The organism is Agrobacterium sp. 10MFCol1.1, assembly GCF_000381165.1.
Taxonomy (GTDB): domain Bacteria; phylum Pseudomonadota; class Alphaproteobacteria; order Rhizobiales; family Rhizobiaceae; genus Agrobacterium; species Agrobacterium tumefaciens.
Genome location: NZ_KB906084.1, coordinates 109,328 through 122,416 on the forward strand (window position 1 = coordinate 109,328; position 13,089 = coordinate 122,416).

Below are 13,089 nucleotides of genomic sequence, written 5' to 3' on the forward strand. Positions count from 1 at the left end.
CACCCGCAAAATTCAAAATACCACAGAGGATTGTTTCCAACCCCTGTTTCCGGTCCGTCTGTCGCTGTTTGTATTCCTCTGATTGTGGGAAGTGACATAGCTTGCCCAAAGGGGGAAGTGAAAACTTGGTAATATTTATGATAGCTCTGGTCTGCTAGAGATAAATCCGAAAAGGCCGATGTCATTGATGTGGCGCCGGTTTCAGCAGCGACATGCAGGACGATGATATAATGAACGACAATGTGGTGAAGTTCCGCAAACCGGCGCCCCCGAAAAAGCCGCGCCAGCCGCTTGGGCCAAAATCGAAAAAAGCCCTGACGATCGCCGCCATCATCGCTTTTTTTGCCGCCGCCTGGGGGTATTTTACGCTGTTCGGGCAGGGGTGACGCTCTGAAAGCCGTATTGGGTATAGACGCCGCATGGACTGTTACCCAGCCGAGCGGGGTCGCCTTGGTCATCAACGATGGAACAGGCTGGACGCTGCGTGCCGCCGCATCTTCCTACGTAGGCTTCCTTGCCTGTGGAACCGATATTCCGGTTTTCGCTGATCGCCCCAGGGGATCAGTTGCCGAAGCATCGGCGCTTCTGGCGGCCGCAGAAGCCCTTGCGGGATGCAAGATCGATCTCGTTACGATTGATATGCCGCTCTCGCATCAACCGATTACTGCCCGCCGTGCTTCTGACAATCTGGTGTCTTCCGCCTATGGTTCCCGGCAATGCGGCACCCACACCCCAAATGCAATCAGGCCCGGTAAGGTCAGTGATGATCTTAAAATGGGGTTTGAACTTGCGGGATATCCGTTATTAACCAGGGAAATCAGCAGTCCCGGTCTGCTCGAAGTCTACCCGCACCCTGCGCTCGTTGAACTGACCAACGCCGCGAAACGGCTTCCGTATAAGCAGGGAAAAGTCGGCAGCTACTGGCGGTCGGATACGTCCGCAGACCGTCGCGCCAAACTCCTCGAGGTCTGGTCTTTCATCATCGCACATCTGGATCGACGGATAGGTGGGGTTGCCGATGCACTCATCATTCCCGCGACGAACGCAAAGGGATGGGAGATGAAGGCTTTTGAGGACAAGATGGATGCCGTCGTGTGCGCCTGGGTCGGGATTTGCGCTTTGGAGAGTGAGGCAGTGCCGTATGGCGACGACATTTCCGCGATCTGGATTCCGAAAGCGGCAGTTTAGATGAAGATGGCGACCCCTGCAGGATTCGAACCTGCGACATTCGACTTAGAAGGTCGACGCTCTATCCAGCTGAGCTAAGGGGCCGTCGTGCCGGACTATTATTGCTCCGGCTGAAAATCGTTCAGTGCGTCTTCTTCAATGCGTCCAGGGCTGGGTGCGGTTGAAGCGGAAATTATCCGTGTAGGATACAACCTTGCGGGTTGCTTCCTTCGGCTGGATGACGCGGTATTCGATGCCCTTGCGCTGCGCATAGGCTTCTGCCTGTTCCTGCGTCTCGAATGTCAGCTTTACCTGCTGCTTCATGTCGGATGTCGAGGTGTATCCCATGATCGGATCGATCTTGCGCGGGACCTCAGCGTCGAATTCCAGAACCCAGACATTGGTTTTCGCCTTGCCGGATTGCATGGCGGTCTTTGCAGGGCGGTAAATCTTCGCAGACATGTCGAAACTGCTCCGGTTGGGCGGTGGGGCATACGCCCCGGATTACTATTCACGTACCTGAATAGAATAACCAAATCGTGTCAGGAACGCTGAATTTGAAATGGACCGACTCCATGTGAGAGTCAAGACGATTATCCCTTGCGGCCTCTTCACGGTCCCATCGCGTTGCATGAGTTTTCAATAATCGAGGCAATGGGCTCAACAAAGATGAATTTCCCTGTTGCGGACTGCGGGTGAACCGTGTATTCCCCAGCCATCGCCTCGGCGGAGTGTAGCGCAGTCTGGTAGCGCATCTGGTTTGGGACCAGAGGGTCGGGAGTTCGAATCTCTCCACTCCGACCATTTAAAGCGAAACATTCGCTTGTAGGTGTAACCCCTTTAAATAATAGCTTCCGTTCAGTCCGCTGAAGGTCCGGCCAATGTGCTTTCGGCCGTGCCGATCGTCATGACATTGCCGCGCCATGCAACCGCGCTGCCGATCCAGCTGCGTACCCAGACGAATGGCATGATGACATCCCGCGCGACCATTGCCGGAAGGGTATAGAGTGATACCGGCCACCGGTTGAGAGCTGTGAGCGCCAGTTCCGGGCCGTACATGATGGCGAGTACGGCAATCGCGGTGACGGCAAGGTTCGCATCCGCGGCAACGGCGGCAGCGAGTGCGAAGAGGAGCGGGGGAAGCGCGCCGGTGAGGATTTCCGGGGCGAAATATTGCGGGAAGGTGACGCGCCGCAGCCGCGCCCAGCGGGTCTGCCGCGACCAGATCTCACCGGCATGGCGCTGTCCGAGCGGCTGCTCGAATGGGGCCGACACCAGATGTACCTTGCGACCGGCATTTCTGACCAGCTTCGTGGAAGCGGCATCTTCGGCGATTTCGGCGGCGAGCGCGCGGATGCCGCCGCGCTCTTCCAGGAACGGCTTGTTCCACAACATCGATTTGCCCTGCGCGAAGCCCATGCCGATGGCTTCCGCCGCATATTGCCAGCGGCCTTGCGAGCCGTTGAGGAAGGCGCATTCCACGTGCGCCCAGAAGCCATCCGGCCGGGAGCCGAGCGGTGGCGAGCAGACCAGTCCGCTATCCGGCCGCCAGGCCGACATCATGGTTTCGATATAGGATTGCGGCATCAAAACATTGGAATCGGCCAGAATGACCCATTCGTGTCGGGCAGCACGCCAGCCCTTGACGCAATTGTTCAGTTTGGGATTGGCGCTGATGCGATCATCGCCGATGAGCAATTGCGCTGAAACTGCGGGGAAGGCCGCGCTTGCCTTGCGCACTTCCTCGATCACAGGATCGAACTCGTCGGCGACACAGAACAGCAGCTCATAGTCCGGCCAGTTGAGCTGGAAGGCGCGCGACAGCGTCAGCGGTGTGAAAGTTTCGATGCCGCGCAGCGGCACCACCAGCGATACCGGCGGCTTCTGTCGTACAAGTGCGTTGTCCGTATCGCGTCTTTTCAGCCGCCAGCCTGCCAGAACGACGCCGAGAAGATTGAAGGCGAGGAGCAGAATTGCGCAAAGGGCAAAAACAGTTTCCATGCTGGCCAGTTCCACTCCCAAGCTTTCAGCGGTTTACCCGCCAACCGATTCCATGGAATTCGTCATTGCGGATTATAACGTTTGCATGACAGTTACATGTCATGTTCCGCAGGCAGGATCCGACTTCGGTCGTTCATGCGCCTCTGGCGCACGGGTCGATGCCGCGTTTGTTACCGAGAACGCGTGAACGGTTTTTGCAGGCTACCTGTTCGCTAGGGGAGACGGTTGTTTGCCTGGTTGAATGCCATAACGACGAAGCGGGCGTGTCGCGCTATCAGGAATAGTCACGTCGAAACACCGATTGTAAGAACAAAATCTATCCGAGTATTCACTGCCGGTGCATGAGGAAAATTGAGACGGTGTATCTCACAGCAACCTCCCGATCCCTGTGCGCCCGGCCATTTGAATAGGACGAAGCTCAGGCTTCAATCAAACGAGCGATCCACGCAGGTGGATTGCCCGTTGTTTTGACCCCCGGAGCCATGTTGATGACGGCAGATCGACTTGCCGCCCATCCGGTTGTCATCACCTTAAGTGATTGATATTTAGTCGATAATATTCACAAAGCCTTCCGCGTGACGACCTAGTGGATGTTCAGAATATGCGCGTGGCTGCTTGCGACCAGAAACGATTCCCGCGCTTTTTCGATGTCGCATTTTCCAGCGATAGCATCGAGACAGTTTCTGCGTGCGTCCTCATATTCCGGTCCGTGTTCATCCGGCCAGCGGTACATCAGCATGTCCAGCGCCACCAGAGGGCTGTAGATTTCCACCGCTGCGGATAGCGGCAGGTGGATCGCCACCGGCTTCATCCACGAGGCGTGGTGACACGGCTCCGTTTTGTTAATCAGCATGTCATTCTCCTCCCTGTTTCATGCGCCTTGACGGCAGATTTCACTCCCATGCGCGAAATGCTCACCTCACGAAATGGTTCCCGATCACCTAAAATGTGATCGGGCAGGGGGTTCCAATTTGCCAAGATGAATGGAAGATGAACGAATTGATGAACCGGAGATGAACAAAACCGTGATTCGGGCGTTGTAATAGCCAAGAAGGAGAACGCACATGTTCAATTTGTCAGGCATTCAGGAAAGCTTCTTTGGAGACCGCATGGCGGGTGTATGCGAGGCCATCACCTCTGCATTGGCTTTCGAAAACGGTCTCGAGAAGTCGCGGATTTCCGCAACCGTCGAAAATGACGTGATCTATCTTGAAGGGACGGCGGATTCGGTCGAGGCAATCGACATTGCCATCAATCTTGCCGCATCCATTTCCAATTGCCGGATTTTGAGCCATATCGAGCCGGTCTACTGAGATCTTGCCGGCCGGGCGAAACGTCGTCCGGCCTTTTCAGACGCAGTAACGCGGCAATGTCATTTCCGGTTGCCGATTTGTGCACTGCGAACCACATCGCCTGGTTTGATGCCGTAGCGTTTGGCAGTGCCGCCATTCAGTTCAAGCACGAATTTGACCGACCCACGGGAGCTTATGATCGCTTCCGAATGTGGCACGGCGTTCTCGTGGATATGGGTTATACGCCCGTCCCGGGCGATAAACAGCATGTCGAGCGGAATGAGAGTATTCCTCATCCACATGGCCACGTCCCGCTCCTTGCCGAAATCGAACAGCATACCGCTTCCAAGCGGCATTGACTTGCGAAACATAAGGCCCTGTTCGCGCTGGGCGTTGTCCAGCGCCAGTTCCGCAACAAATTCGTGGGTTTCTCCGGAGGCGGTCTCTATCGTCAGCGGTTCGGATTGAAACGTCTGCTGTTGTTGAGCCTGTGCTGCGCTTGAGAGCGTGAAAAAAAGAAGCGCCAGAACGGCGCTCTTCATCAAGTTGCGAAACACAGCGGCCATCAGTGCGACATCCCGATCGGGGCCGGGTTGTCGGGGTGGATTTCCGCCGCCATCAAACCCTTGTCGCCATCGCCGAAGCGCACCAGCACCACCTGGCCCGGACGCAGTTCCGTGAGGCCGAAACGGCGCAGCGTCTCCATATGCACGAAAATATCTTCAGTGCCTTCGCCGCGCGTCAAGAAGCCGAAACCCTTGGTGCGGTTGAACCACTTGACGATTGCACGCTCAAGCCCGCTTGACGGCGTGACCTGCACATGGGTGCGAACCGGCGGAAGCTGCGACGGGTGAACGGCGGTGGACTGATCCATCGACAGGATGCGGAAGGCCTGAAAGCCGCGGTCACGCCGCTGGATGAGGGCAACGATGCGCGTACCCTCGAGAATGGTCTGATACCCATCGCGACGCAGGCAGGAGACATGCAGCAGCACGTCCTGCATGCCATTGTCAGGCACGATAAAGCCGAAACCCTTGGCAACGTCGAACCATTTCACCGCGCCGGTGATTTCGGTCAGGTCCACGGCATCGGCCGAAAGGTCCTCGACATCGACTATCGTTTTCGATGACATCCTATCAGCCATATCCTGCCAACCCCTCGATTACGCGCCACACACCGGTCAACTGATTCCTGTGTACCAGATTAACATCTTGGTAACGGTTCCACGCAAGCCCTAGTTTTTGATTTGCGTAGCTGCTTTTATGTCGCCGTCCTTGTCCGGGGCTTGCGATCATGCGTTTATGGCCCGGAAAAGCGTATTGGAGAGGAAGAAAATGCGGTATCTGCACACGATGGTTCGCGTCAAAGACCTTGGCGAATCAATGAAATTCTATTGCGACCTGATGGGTCTCGAGGAAATACGCCGGATCGAAAACGAAAAAGGCCGTTTCACTCTGGTTTTTCTTGCAGCGCGCGACGATATCTCTGCGGCGCGGGAAAAAAAGGCGCCTTCCCTTGAACTCACCTACAATTGGGACACCGAAGATTACACCGGCGGCCGCAATTTCGGGCACCTGGCCTATGAGGTCGACAATATTTACGACTTCTGTGCCCACCTTCAGCAAAATGGCGTCGTGATCAACCGGCCGCCGCGTGACGGTCACATGGCCTTCGTTCGTTCGCCCGACGGTATTTCTTTCGAAATCTTGCAGAAGGGCGAAAGCCTCGCGCCAGCCGAACCGTGGATATCTATGCAGAATACGGGTTCCTGGTAGGGGTTTTCCCGACCAGAAGCGACGATTTCGGTCACTCTTGCCTTGTCCGGATGGGTTGAGGCATAGTCCGCGAATCGAAACGGCATGTCCTGTTTTGAAAAAGCAGACGATTCCGTTCCCGTGCTGCTGTTGTAAATGCAAGATACGGAGGCCACCCATGAAAGCTGTCGATAGCGCGAAAGGACGCGTTGCCTGTCAGCGTCTTGTTGTCGCGGTTTCGTTGCTCGGGCTTGCCGGATGCGTTTCAGCGGTGACGGATGACGACATGGCTGCCAATAGCAAAAAGCCGGCGATTTCCGCCGAGCAGAAGGCGCAGGCGGCATCGGCGGTTCATAATCCGGCCGCCAAACAGCAGCAGGGGCATTACGTGGATCCCGCCGTGGCCTCCGCAACCGGCGGGGCCGTTGCGGCCCAGCCGCAGGCGCCCGGTGGCCCCGCACAGGGTTACGGTGCCGCCGCCGATATCGGCGGCCTGACGACGCAGCCGACGGCGATTTCCGCGGGTACATCAAGCATATATTCAAGCAGACCTGCCGTTGCGGCGGGGGCTACAGCCGCAGCGGGTGCACCTTCCCAGGGTATCGCGCCCGCCGTCAGCAGTGTCTACTCGGCACCAGTGCAGGCGACACAGCCGCAACCGGTATCAGCAACGGGACAAGTGCCGACTGCCGTGCCGGTACCGGCAGAACAGCACAGCGAAAACCGTCAGGCGGTTCCCGTACCAACGCCGCAAAATGCGTCGGAACAGCTCGCAGTTGCTTCAGCGCAGTCTTCTGGAGCCGGGAAACGGGCAGGCGAGGGGCAGGAAAGTGAGGGCACAGTCGTGCCGCTGGCAGCTTTTTTCGCCGGTGCGGCCAAGAAGCGCCTTCCGAAAATGATCGAAAACGGTACGGCGGAGAATACGCAGGTTGCGGCGCTCTCCGGCGGGTCGGACAGGACGATGGGTATAGCGCTTTCCGGCCGTTCGGCGATGTCTGACGAATTCGACGATGCGCATCTTGAAGACGAGGATGACCAGCCGGCCGGCCTGATGAAGCTTGCCTCGCTTTCCGGCCTCACCCGAGTTTCTCCGAACGGGCTTTTCCTGCAGACCGATCATGTTGAAGTCGGTTGTTTCAAGCCGGAACTGGTGCGCATGATCAAGGATGTCGAGCGCCACTACAACAGCCCGGCCATCGTCACCTCGGGTTATCGCCCGCCAAAGGGCATAAGGCAGGGTTCCAAGCACTACACCTGCGATGCAGCCGACATCCAGATCAAGGGTGTTTCCAAATGGGAGCTTGCGTCCTATCTGCGCTCGATGCCGCAGCGTGGTGGTGTAGGCACCTATTGCCACACCGAATCGGTTCACATGGATACGGGCGAAGCCAGAGACTGGAACTGGCGCTGCCGCCGCACCGCCCCGCGTAAATAATCTCGCGCCGCATTCTCGAACCATCAAAGCTTGCGCGTTGCTCGCCCGAAATTTTGCCGGCGTGGAAATCACGGCATGCAGACAGGGTGCGCCACATGCTGTAGGAGACGGTTTCCCGACCCTATGCGCATGGTGCTTTCCGAATGCTGCCGATATCCGCTTTTCCCGTTTACATCATCTCCATCGCCAGAGCGCGCGCCCGTCTTGAAAAGATGCTGAACGGAGCATCAGGTCTTGGGCTGGATTTGCGCCCGGTGGAAGGTGTTGACGGTAAGACCATTCCCGCTGCCGAATGGACGGATTTTAACAGGTGCGGCTTTGAGCTTCGCAACGGCCGTCATGCCTTGCCTGGGGAGTATGGCTGTTATGCCAGCCATATCAAGGCACTGGAGATTTTCCTCGCCACGGATGCGCCGGTTGCCGTGATCGTTGAGGATGATGTTGCCTTCACGCCTGACTTCTCCGATCGGGTCAAGGCAATGATCGCGATCATGCCTGAGAATTCCATCGTAAAGCTGACCAATCACCGCCACAGAGGTTTCAGAGCCAGGAAGACCAGCGCTCTCGGAGACAAGCTGGGGCGCTGCATATACGGGCCACAGGGATCGTCGGCCTGCTATATCATCTCACGCGGTGGAGCGGAGGAGTTTCTGAAAGCGGCAAGGGTGATGACGCTGCCTTTCGACCGGGCGCTGGAATGCGGCTGGGGTTACGGCACGCATGTCTACGTCACCGAAAAGGATTTTCTGCCTTTCGGCGATCCGGACACGCTGGTCGGCACGCGCGCGGAATATCGCGGCAGCAAATTTGCCCGGTTGAACCGGGTGCCAGCCTATCTCTCCAGTTTTTATGACAATATTGCGCGGTATGTGTACGCCTATCTGTAGAGGGAGGCCGCTTAACGCACGAAATCTTCCCTCTGGACCGCTTTGCGGCCCGTGAGGCTTTCTTTTTGGATGCTGAAGAAAATCGGCTTGGTGGAGTCCGTTCCATTTTCGTGCGGATGGATCGTTGAGCCTCCCGGCTCCCACCAGTTCGGGTGTTTCTGGATCAGAGACCAGGCGTAGATCCGCTCGCTTTGCCATTGCTCGTTATCTTCAAGCTCCTGATAGAGGCCATGGAGAATTACGCTTGTCCATGTGCTGGTGTTTTTGACCTCATCAACCTGAAGGCAAACATGAGGGTTCAGGCGCATATTCTCTATCTTGGCTCCCATCATCGAGAAGCTGTAGACTCCACCCTCGTGAAACACGAAATGGATCGGCACCACATAGGGCCTGTCATGATCGATACAGGCAAGATGCCCGAAGCTCATCCGGGAAAGGAATGCGATGCATTCCGCCGATGTCATTTCTTCTAGATGGACACTTGACGCCATGATGATCACTCCGTTCTGGGCAGGTGACAACGATCATCTGATCGCGCCGCCTTCATTTTCCCATCTCTCGACAGCCGGGCTTCCGGATTTTTGGGTAGACTGAAATATGTCCCGGTTCTTATGGTGAGGAGCCGACGCAGCCGGGATTGGTTTACGCCTGCCGGAACCACGTCGAATGGCGGCGATCAGAACTGGCCTGCACGCGTCGAATTTCGACGAACCGCATAACGTTGCAGCACCTTTTTCAAGCCTGTCGATCGCCTTGACGAGCAGTGGCGCACGATCTGGATCGACATTTCGTTTTCGATTGATGGAAGACATTTCATCCTCCTTTGGTTGGGGCCAAGGCAGATGCACCTTTACACAACAGCGCCCGCTTCAAATGCTGCCATTGATTTATTCTGCGCTCTATATGAGGGATGCGCAAGCATATAGCTTGTCTGGAAACCATCCATGAAGTGCTGCAGCTGCTACTGTACGACCGGCACACAAAGCGCGTTCCGTTGCACATGGAATCGGCGCGCGGGCGCGATTTTCCGTATTCTGACGTAAATTTTCTAGCCTGTTTGTTTCAGCACGAGTTTTGTCAAAAGGTCGATCTGCTGCTGCTGTTTATCGACGAGAGCTTTCAGCTCGATAGAGCGCATCCGATCGAACTTATCGTGCAGCGCCATGATTTCGATCTCTGCCTTCAGATTGACCTCGTAGTCATGTGCGGCGTCGATCCGATCCTTGGCCGCATGGCGGTTCTGGCTCATCATGATCACCGGCGCCTGAACCGCTGCGAGCATGGATAAGATGAGATTGAGGAAAATGAACGGGTAGGGATCGAAGGCGTTCGAAGTCGCGATAATGTTTGCGCTCAGCCATATCGCAAGCAAAGCCGCAAATATAAGGATAAAGGTCCAGGAACCACCGAATTTGGCAACCGCATCCGCAAGCCGCTGGCCGGGCGTCAGTCTCTCGTCGAAAACCGCATTCGCGTCAGTCGAGATGGTGCGCCTTGCTGCAAGACGACGAAATATTGCTTTTTCCCTGTCTGGCAGCAGCTCAAGCGGTTTCCCCAGATAACGGCTCGCTCCCTGCGCCAGGTCCTGAGGTATGAGGATGTCACTGTCGTCTTCGATATGGGTTGCCATTGTTCTTTCTCCCTTGGCTCGCGCCAATCCGACAACCGACTCCGGACCGAAGGCCGCCCCTACACGGATCAGGTATTAGCACACGCCATCGTACCATGCTTTGCATTGAGCGGCCTTATCGGCCGGTTCGCGAGCCAGGGGACGGCGTGTCGGGGAGGGCGGCGATTTGCGTTCTTCTGGGAGGCAGTTTCAGGGACGAGATCTGTCGGGACGCAACGCTGATACGCAGGTTCCTGCTGGTAATTGGGTTAATGCAGCTTTTAATTGTATTTTAAGTATACATATAGTTTTAGTGATAAAAAATATAGTTTTTCGAAAAGTAATTAGGTAAACATTGTGCGCTGACGGGGCTTTTGGAATATTGATATTCCTCATCTTGATGTATAATCGGAGAGTAACCGTTTAATCGTATATATGTGAATCATTTTCAATGGAAATTCCGTCCTTTTTTGTTTCTTTGCCGCGGTTGATCCAGGCGGTGATTCCGCTTTGGCGGACCTCTTCAAATGGGGTGTCCTAATTGGCACTGTGGCTGCGAACCCGAGAACTTCATTCCAGTCACGCCAGTTCGGAGGCTGATCGTCGAAACTCTGAATCGGCTTTGCAGATCGCTCGCGCTGATCTCTACCTCTCAATCGCTCAGTCCTGATGACGCAGCGCGCGGTCAGCAAGTTACCGACAGGTTGGTGAGCGTGCCGATTACCAATGTTTGATCGGCTCGATCAACGCCGGTTGCAAGGTACCGATTCCTATCAACTTGTCCCTATTATGACGCATTTCTTGAGGACAATACCCATGCGCGCTATACATCTGGCGTTTCGCAATTCATTTAAATATATTCTAAAACAATCGAAATCTTACAAGCAAAATGAAAAAGGAACATTTGCTGTACTGAGCGCCATTTTATTGCCCTGCATTATTATTGCGGCTGGTTGTGCTTTAGATTTGTCGAGATTGTTAGCTGCAAAGACCGAGGCGCAAGGATCACTAGACGCGGCTGTCCTCGCGGCTGCTGTGGCGGGAAGATCCGAAGATAGTGAACTCAAGGAGATTGTGATCAATTTTCTTGAGGGCCAAAGGCCAGGTTTGTCGAGTGCGATCTCGCTGGTAAAATTCAACCGCTCTCGAAATCCAAATGTCCTATCCGCATCAGCCAGCGGTACTCTTACGACAACCTTTATGAAATTCGTCAATATCAAAGAATTGACATTTTCAATAACCGCGGAGGCTAAATGGGCCACGGAACAGACCATTGAGGTCGCTATGGTACTGGACAACACATGGTCGATGAATGGGGAGAAATTACAAGCGCTCAAGAAGGCTGCAACGGAATTGGTCAGCGTATTGGAGAAAAACAAGGAGCCGGGTGGGATCCTCAAGATCGGTCTCGTCCCTTACGCCGATTACGTGAATGTAGGATTGTATAATCGCTTTCGCAGTTGGATTTCTGTTCCAGAGGAGGTCACTACTGAGCGTTCGTGTGAATGGAAGAATACGGCCAGGATATGCGAGCGCGGCGAGTATAAGAGTTGCTCAAGAACTGTAGACGGCGTCACTGAAAGGTACGACTGCACACCGTATCGATGTGAAATGAGAAATGTCATGCCTTATGAGCGATGTGTAGGGGGGGAGAAATATAGTTGGCATGGATGTGTGGGTTCTCGAACTTCAGGGACACTACGCCTGACAGACGATTCGCCAAGAGACCGGTATCCGGGGATCTTAAGCCCCACGAAAAATTGCCTGGATCCGATAATTCCGCTCACCTCCGTGCTTAATGAGGTGCGTTCGGGTATTGTCAACATGGTCGTACAGGTGGGGGCATATAAGCCTTCGACCTATATTCCGGCTGGGCTAATTTGGGGGGTCAATATCCTCTCGCCAACGAGACCCTTCGAGGAGGGTCTTGCCTACGATGTCGATAACAGACGCCCCCGAAAAGTGCTGGTGCTCATGACAGATGGGGCCAATACGATGAAGCTCGATCAATCGACTGGAAAACATCTCGACACCAGCAACGCCGATGAGTTGAGTAAGACGTATAGCGACATGCAGTCGATATGCTTGTATGCTCAATCCAAGAAAATTGACGTGTATACGGTGTCGTTTCTAGTTGATGACCGGATAGGCGAAGATGCGATGCGTAGCTGCGCGACATCGCCGAAGCATTACTTTGATGCGAAAAACGCTAAAGAATTGAAAGATGCATTTTCGAACATAGCGGCATCTCTTTCATCTGTTACTCTAACGAGATAGGATGACTTATGGTCCATGGCACTATCTTGTATCCACCTGAGAAAAAGATCTATGGATTTACTGACTGGGGGAGTGGCGGCCGCCGCTTGCTGCCGGCGCTGCATCGCCCGAAACCCCTTCGCACCTTGGCCGCCGTTACGGCACTGAGGCTCATCTTGCCGAAGTAGGGTAGGATATTGTTGTCGAGACCCGCCTCGTGATCCTTCACATAGCGCGGTTTGCACTGGCCGTTGGTGAGCTACCTACTCCAGTAGAAACTGTTTTAGTCGCGTTGGGTACAAGTCTGATCGGTCTTCAACTCGCTGATACAGTTTTTGCCGCGAAGCTCAAGATACGAGTCCTCGGCAAACTCTTTGGCCAGAGACAGACTGTCGGTTTTGTGCTGACGCGCCGCTCCCCTTCGAGGTAGGTGGAGCATTACCATAGGGAGCTGTTCGCACGGCGGTAGACGCGGACCTTATCACCGCGAACAGAACGCGAGTCCATTTCACCATCTCATACTGCGCGAGACATGTGTCAGGATGATGCTAGCTGAATTTAGGCCGGTTTCGATATTAAGTGATTGATTTTTATGGTGAGAGCGCAGGGATTCGAACCCTGGACCTACTGATTAAAAGTCAGGCTTTTATGTAATGTTTTTAAACCGCTTAATTTCAAACTACATCTT

Annotated in this window: 16 protein-coding genes and 2 tRNA genes; 8 read left to right on the plus strand and 10 right to left on the minus strand. The window is 54.8% G+C overall.

Annotation, left to right across the window (positions count from 1 at the left end; genetic code table 11):
* The first annotated feature begins 230 nt into the window (after positions 1–230).
* Positions 231–386: a hypothetical protein gene (locus F617_RS27290; RefSeq protein ID WP_003515963.1), complete on the plus strand. Its 156-nt coding sequence runs from the start codon at positions 231–233 to the stop codon at positions 384–386.
* Positions 387–450: 64 nt separating this feature from the next.
* Positions 451–1,188, plus strand: a complete 738-nt coding sequence (locus tag F617_RS0124830; RefSeq protein ID WP_026331062.1) for a DUF429 domain-containing protein — start codon at positions 451–453, stop codon at positions 1,186–1,188.
* A gap of 7 nt (positions 1,189–1,195) precedes the next feature.
* On the opposite strand, the gene F617_RS0124835 is transcribed toward F617_RS0124830, so the two are convergent.
* Positions 1,196–1,272, minus strand: a tRNA-Arg gene (locus F617_RS0124835).
* A 51-nt stretch (positions 1,273–1,323) separates the two neighbouring features.
* Positions 1,324–1,629: an ETC complex I subunit gene (locus F617_RS0124840; RefSeq protein ID WP_003495468.1), complete on the minus strand. Its 306-nt coding sequence runs from the start codon at positions 1,627–1,629 to the stop codon at positions 1,324–1,326.
* Positions 1,630–1,894: 265 nt separating this feature from the next.
* Here F617_RS0124840 and F617_RS0124850 point away from each other — a divergent pair.
* Positions 1,895–1,971 (plus strand) — tRNA-Pro (locus tag F617_RS0124850).
* 54 nt (positions 1,972–2,025) lie between these two features.
* Here the strand turns inward: F617_RS0124850 and F617_RS0124855 are convergent.
* Entirely contained in the window at positions 2,026–3,168 is a 1,143-nt protein-coding gene (locus tag F617_RS0124855) for a ceramide glucosyltransferase (RefSeq protein ID WP_019567111.1), read from the minus strand.
* A gap of 583 nt (positions 3,169–3,751) precedes the next feature.
* Entirely contained in the window at positions 3,752–4,021 is a 270-nt protein-coding gene (locus F617_RS0124865; RefSeq protein ID WP_003515956.1) for a DUF982 domain-containing protein, read from the minus strand.
* 211 nt (positions 4,022–4,232) lie between these two features.
* Here F617_RS0124865 and F617_RS0124870 point away from each other — a divergent pair, with 211 nt between their 5' ends.
* Positions 4,233–4,481: a BON domain-containing protein gene (locus tag F617_RS0124870; protein ID WP_003515953.1), complete on the plus strand. Its 249-nt coding sequence runs from the start codon at positions 4,233–4,235 to the stop codon at positions 4,479–4,481.
* Positions 4,482–4,540: 59 nt separating this feature from the next.
* On the opposite strand, the gene F617_RS0124875 is transcribed toward F617_RS0124870, so the two are convergent.
* Positions 4,541–5,026, minus strand: coding sequence for a DUF192 domain-containing protein (locus F617_RS0124875; protein ID WP_019567113.1), 486 nt, complete (start codon positions 5,024–5,026; stop codon positions 4,541–4,543).
* On the minus strand, positions 5,026–5,604 hold the full coding sequence (locus F617_RS0124880) for a cold-shock protein (RefSeq protein ID WP_013636345.1): 579 nt from the start codon (positions 5,602–5,604) through the stop codon (positions 5,026–5,028). Before F617_RS0124880 ends, F617_RS0124875 begins: the two co-directional genes overlap by 1 nt.
* 190 nt (positions 5,605–5,794) lie before the next feature.
* Here F617_RS0124880 and F617_RS0124885 point away from each other — a divergent pair, with 190 nt between their 5' ends.
* From F617_RS0124885 to F617_RS0124895, 3 genes are all read left to right on the plus strand, one after another.
* On the plus strand, positions 5,795–6,235 hold the full coding sequence (locus F617_RS0124885) for a VOC family protein (protein ID WP_003515949.1): 441 nt from the start codon (positions 5,795–5,797) through the stop codon (positions 6,233–6,235).
* Between the two features lie 157 nt (positions 6,236–6,392).
* Positions 6,393–7,649, plus strand: a complete 1,257-nt coding sequence (locus tag F617_RS0124890) for a YcbK family protein (protein ID WP_019567114.1) — start codon at positions 6,393–6,395, stop codon at positions 7,647–7,649.
* A gap of 143 nt (positions 7,650–7,792) precedes the next feature.
* Positions 7,793–8,536: a glycosyltransferase family 25 protein gene (locus F617_RS0124895; protein ID WP_019567115.1), complete on the plus strand. Its 744-nt coding sequence runs from the start codon at positions 7,793–7,795 to the stop codon at positions 8,534–8,536.
* 11 nt (positions 8,537–8,547) lie between these two features.
* Here the strand turns inward: F617_RS0124895 and F617_RS0124900 are convergent, their stop codons facing one another.
* The 3 genes from F617_RS0124900 to F617_RS0124910 all read right to left on the minus strand — a co-directional run bounded on the left by F617_RS0124900 (position 8,548) and on the right by F617_RS0124910 (position 10,166).
* Entirely contained in the window at positions 8,548–9,027 is a 480-nt protein-coding gene (locus F617_RS0124900) for a pyridoxamine 5'-phosphate oxidase family protein (protein WP_236735593.1), read from the minus strand.
* A gap of 33 nt (positions 9,028–9,060) precedes the next feature.
* Positions 9,061–9,348, minus strand: coding sequence for a hypothetical protein (locus tag F617_RS28485; RefSeq protein ID WP_155846286.1), 288 nt, complete (start codon positions 9,346–9,348; stop codon positions 9,061–9,063).
* 236 nt (positions 9,349–9,584) lie between these two features.
* The gene (locus F617_RS0124910; protein ID WP_019567118.1) at positions 9,585–10,166 is read right to left on the minus strand and encodes a DUF1003 domain-containing protein; all 582 of its coding nucleotides are present in this window, start codon (positions 10,164–10,166) and stop codon (positions 9,585–9,587) included.
* A gap of 795 nt (positions 10,167–10,961) precedes the next feature.
* Between F617_RS0124910 and F617_RS0124915 the strand changes: the two genes are divergently transcribed.
* Positions 10,962–12,422 (plus strand): Tad domain-containing protein, encoded by a 1,461-nt coding sequence (locus tag F617_RS0124915; protein ID WP_019567119.1) that lies wholly within the window; start codon positions 10,962–10,964, stop codon positions 12,420–12,422.
* Positions 12,423–12,471: 49 nt separating this feature from the next.
* Here the strand turns inward: F617_RS0124915 and F617_RS29120 are convergent, their stop codons facing one another.
* The gene (locus F617_RS29120) at positions 12,472–12,630 is read right to left on the minus strand and encodes a hypothetical protein (protein ID WP_305879426.1); all 159 of its coding nucleotides are present in this window, start codon (positions 12,628–12,630) and stop codon (positions 12,472–12,474) included.
* Positions 12,631–13,089: the final 459 nt, after the last annotated feature.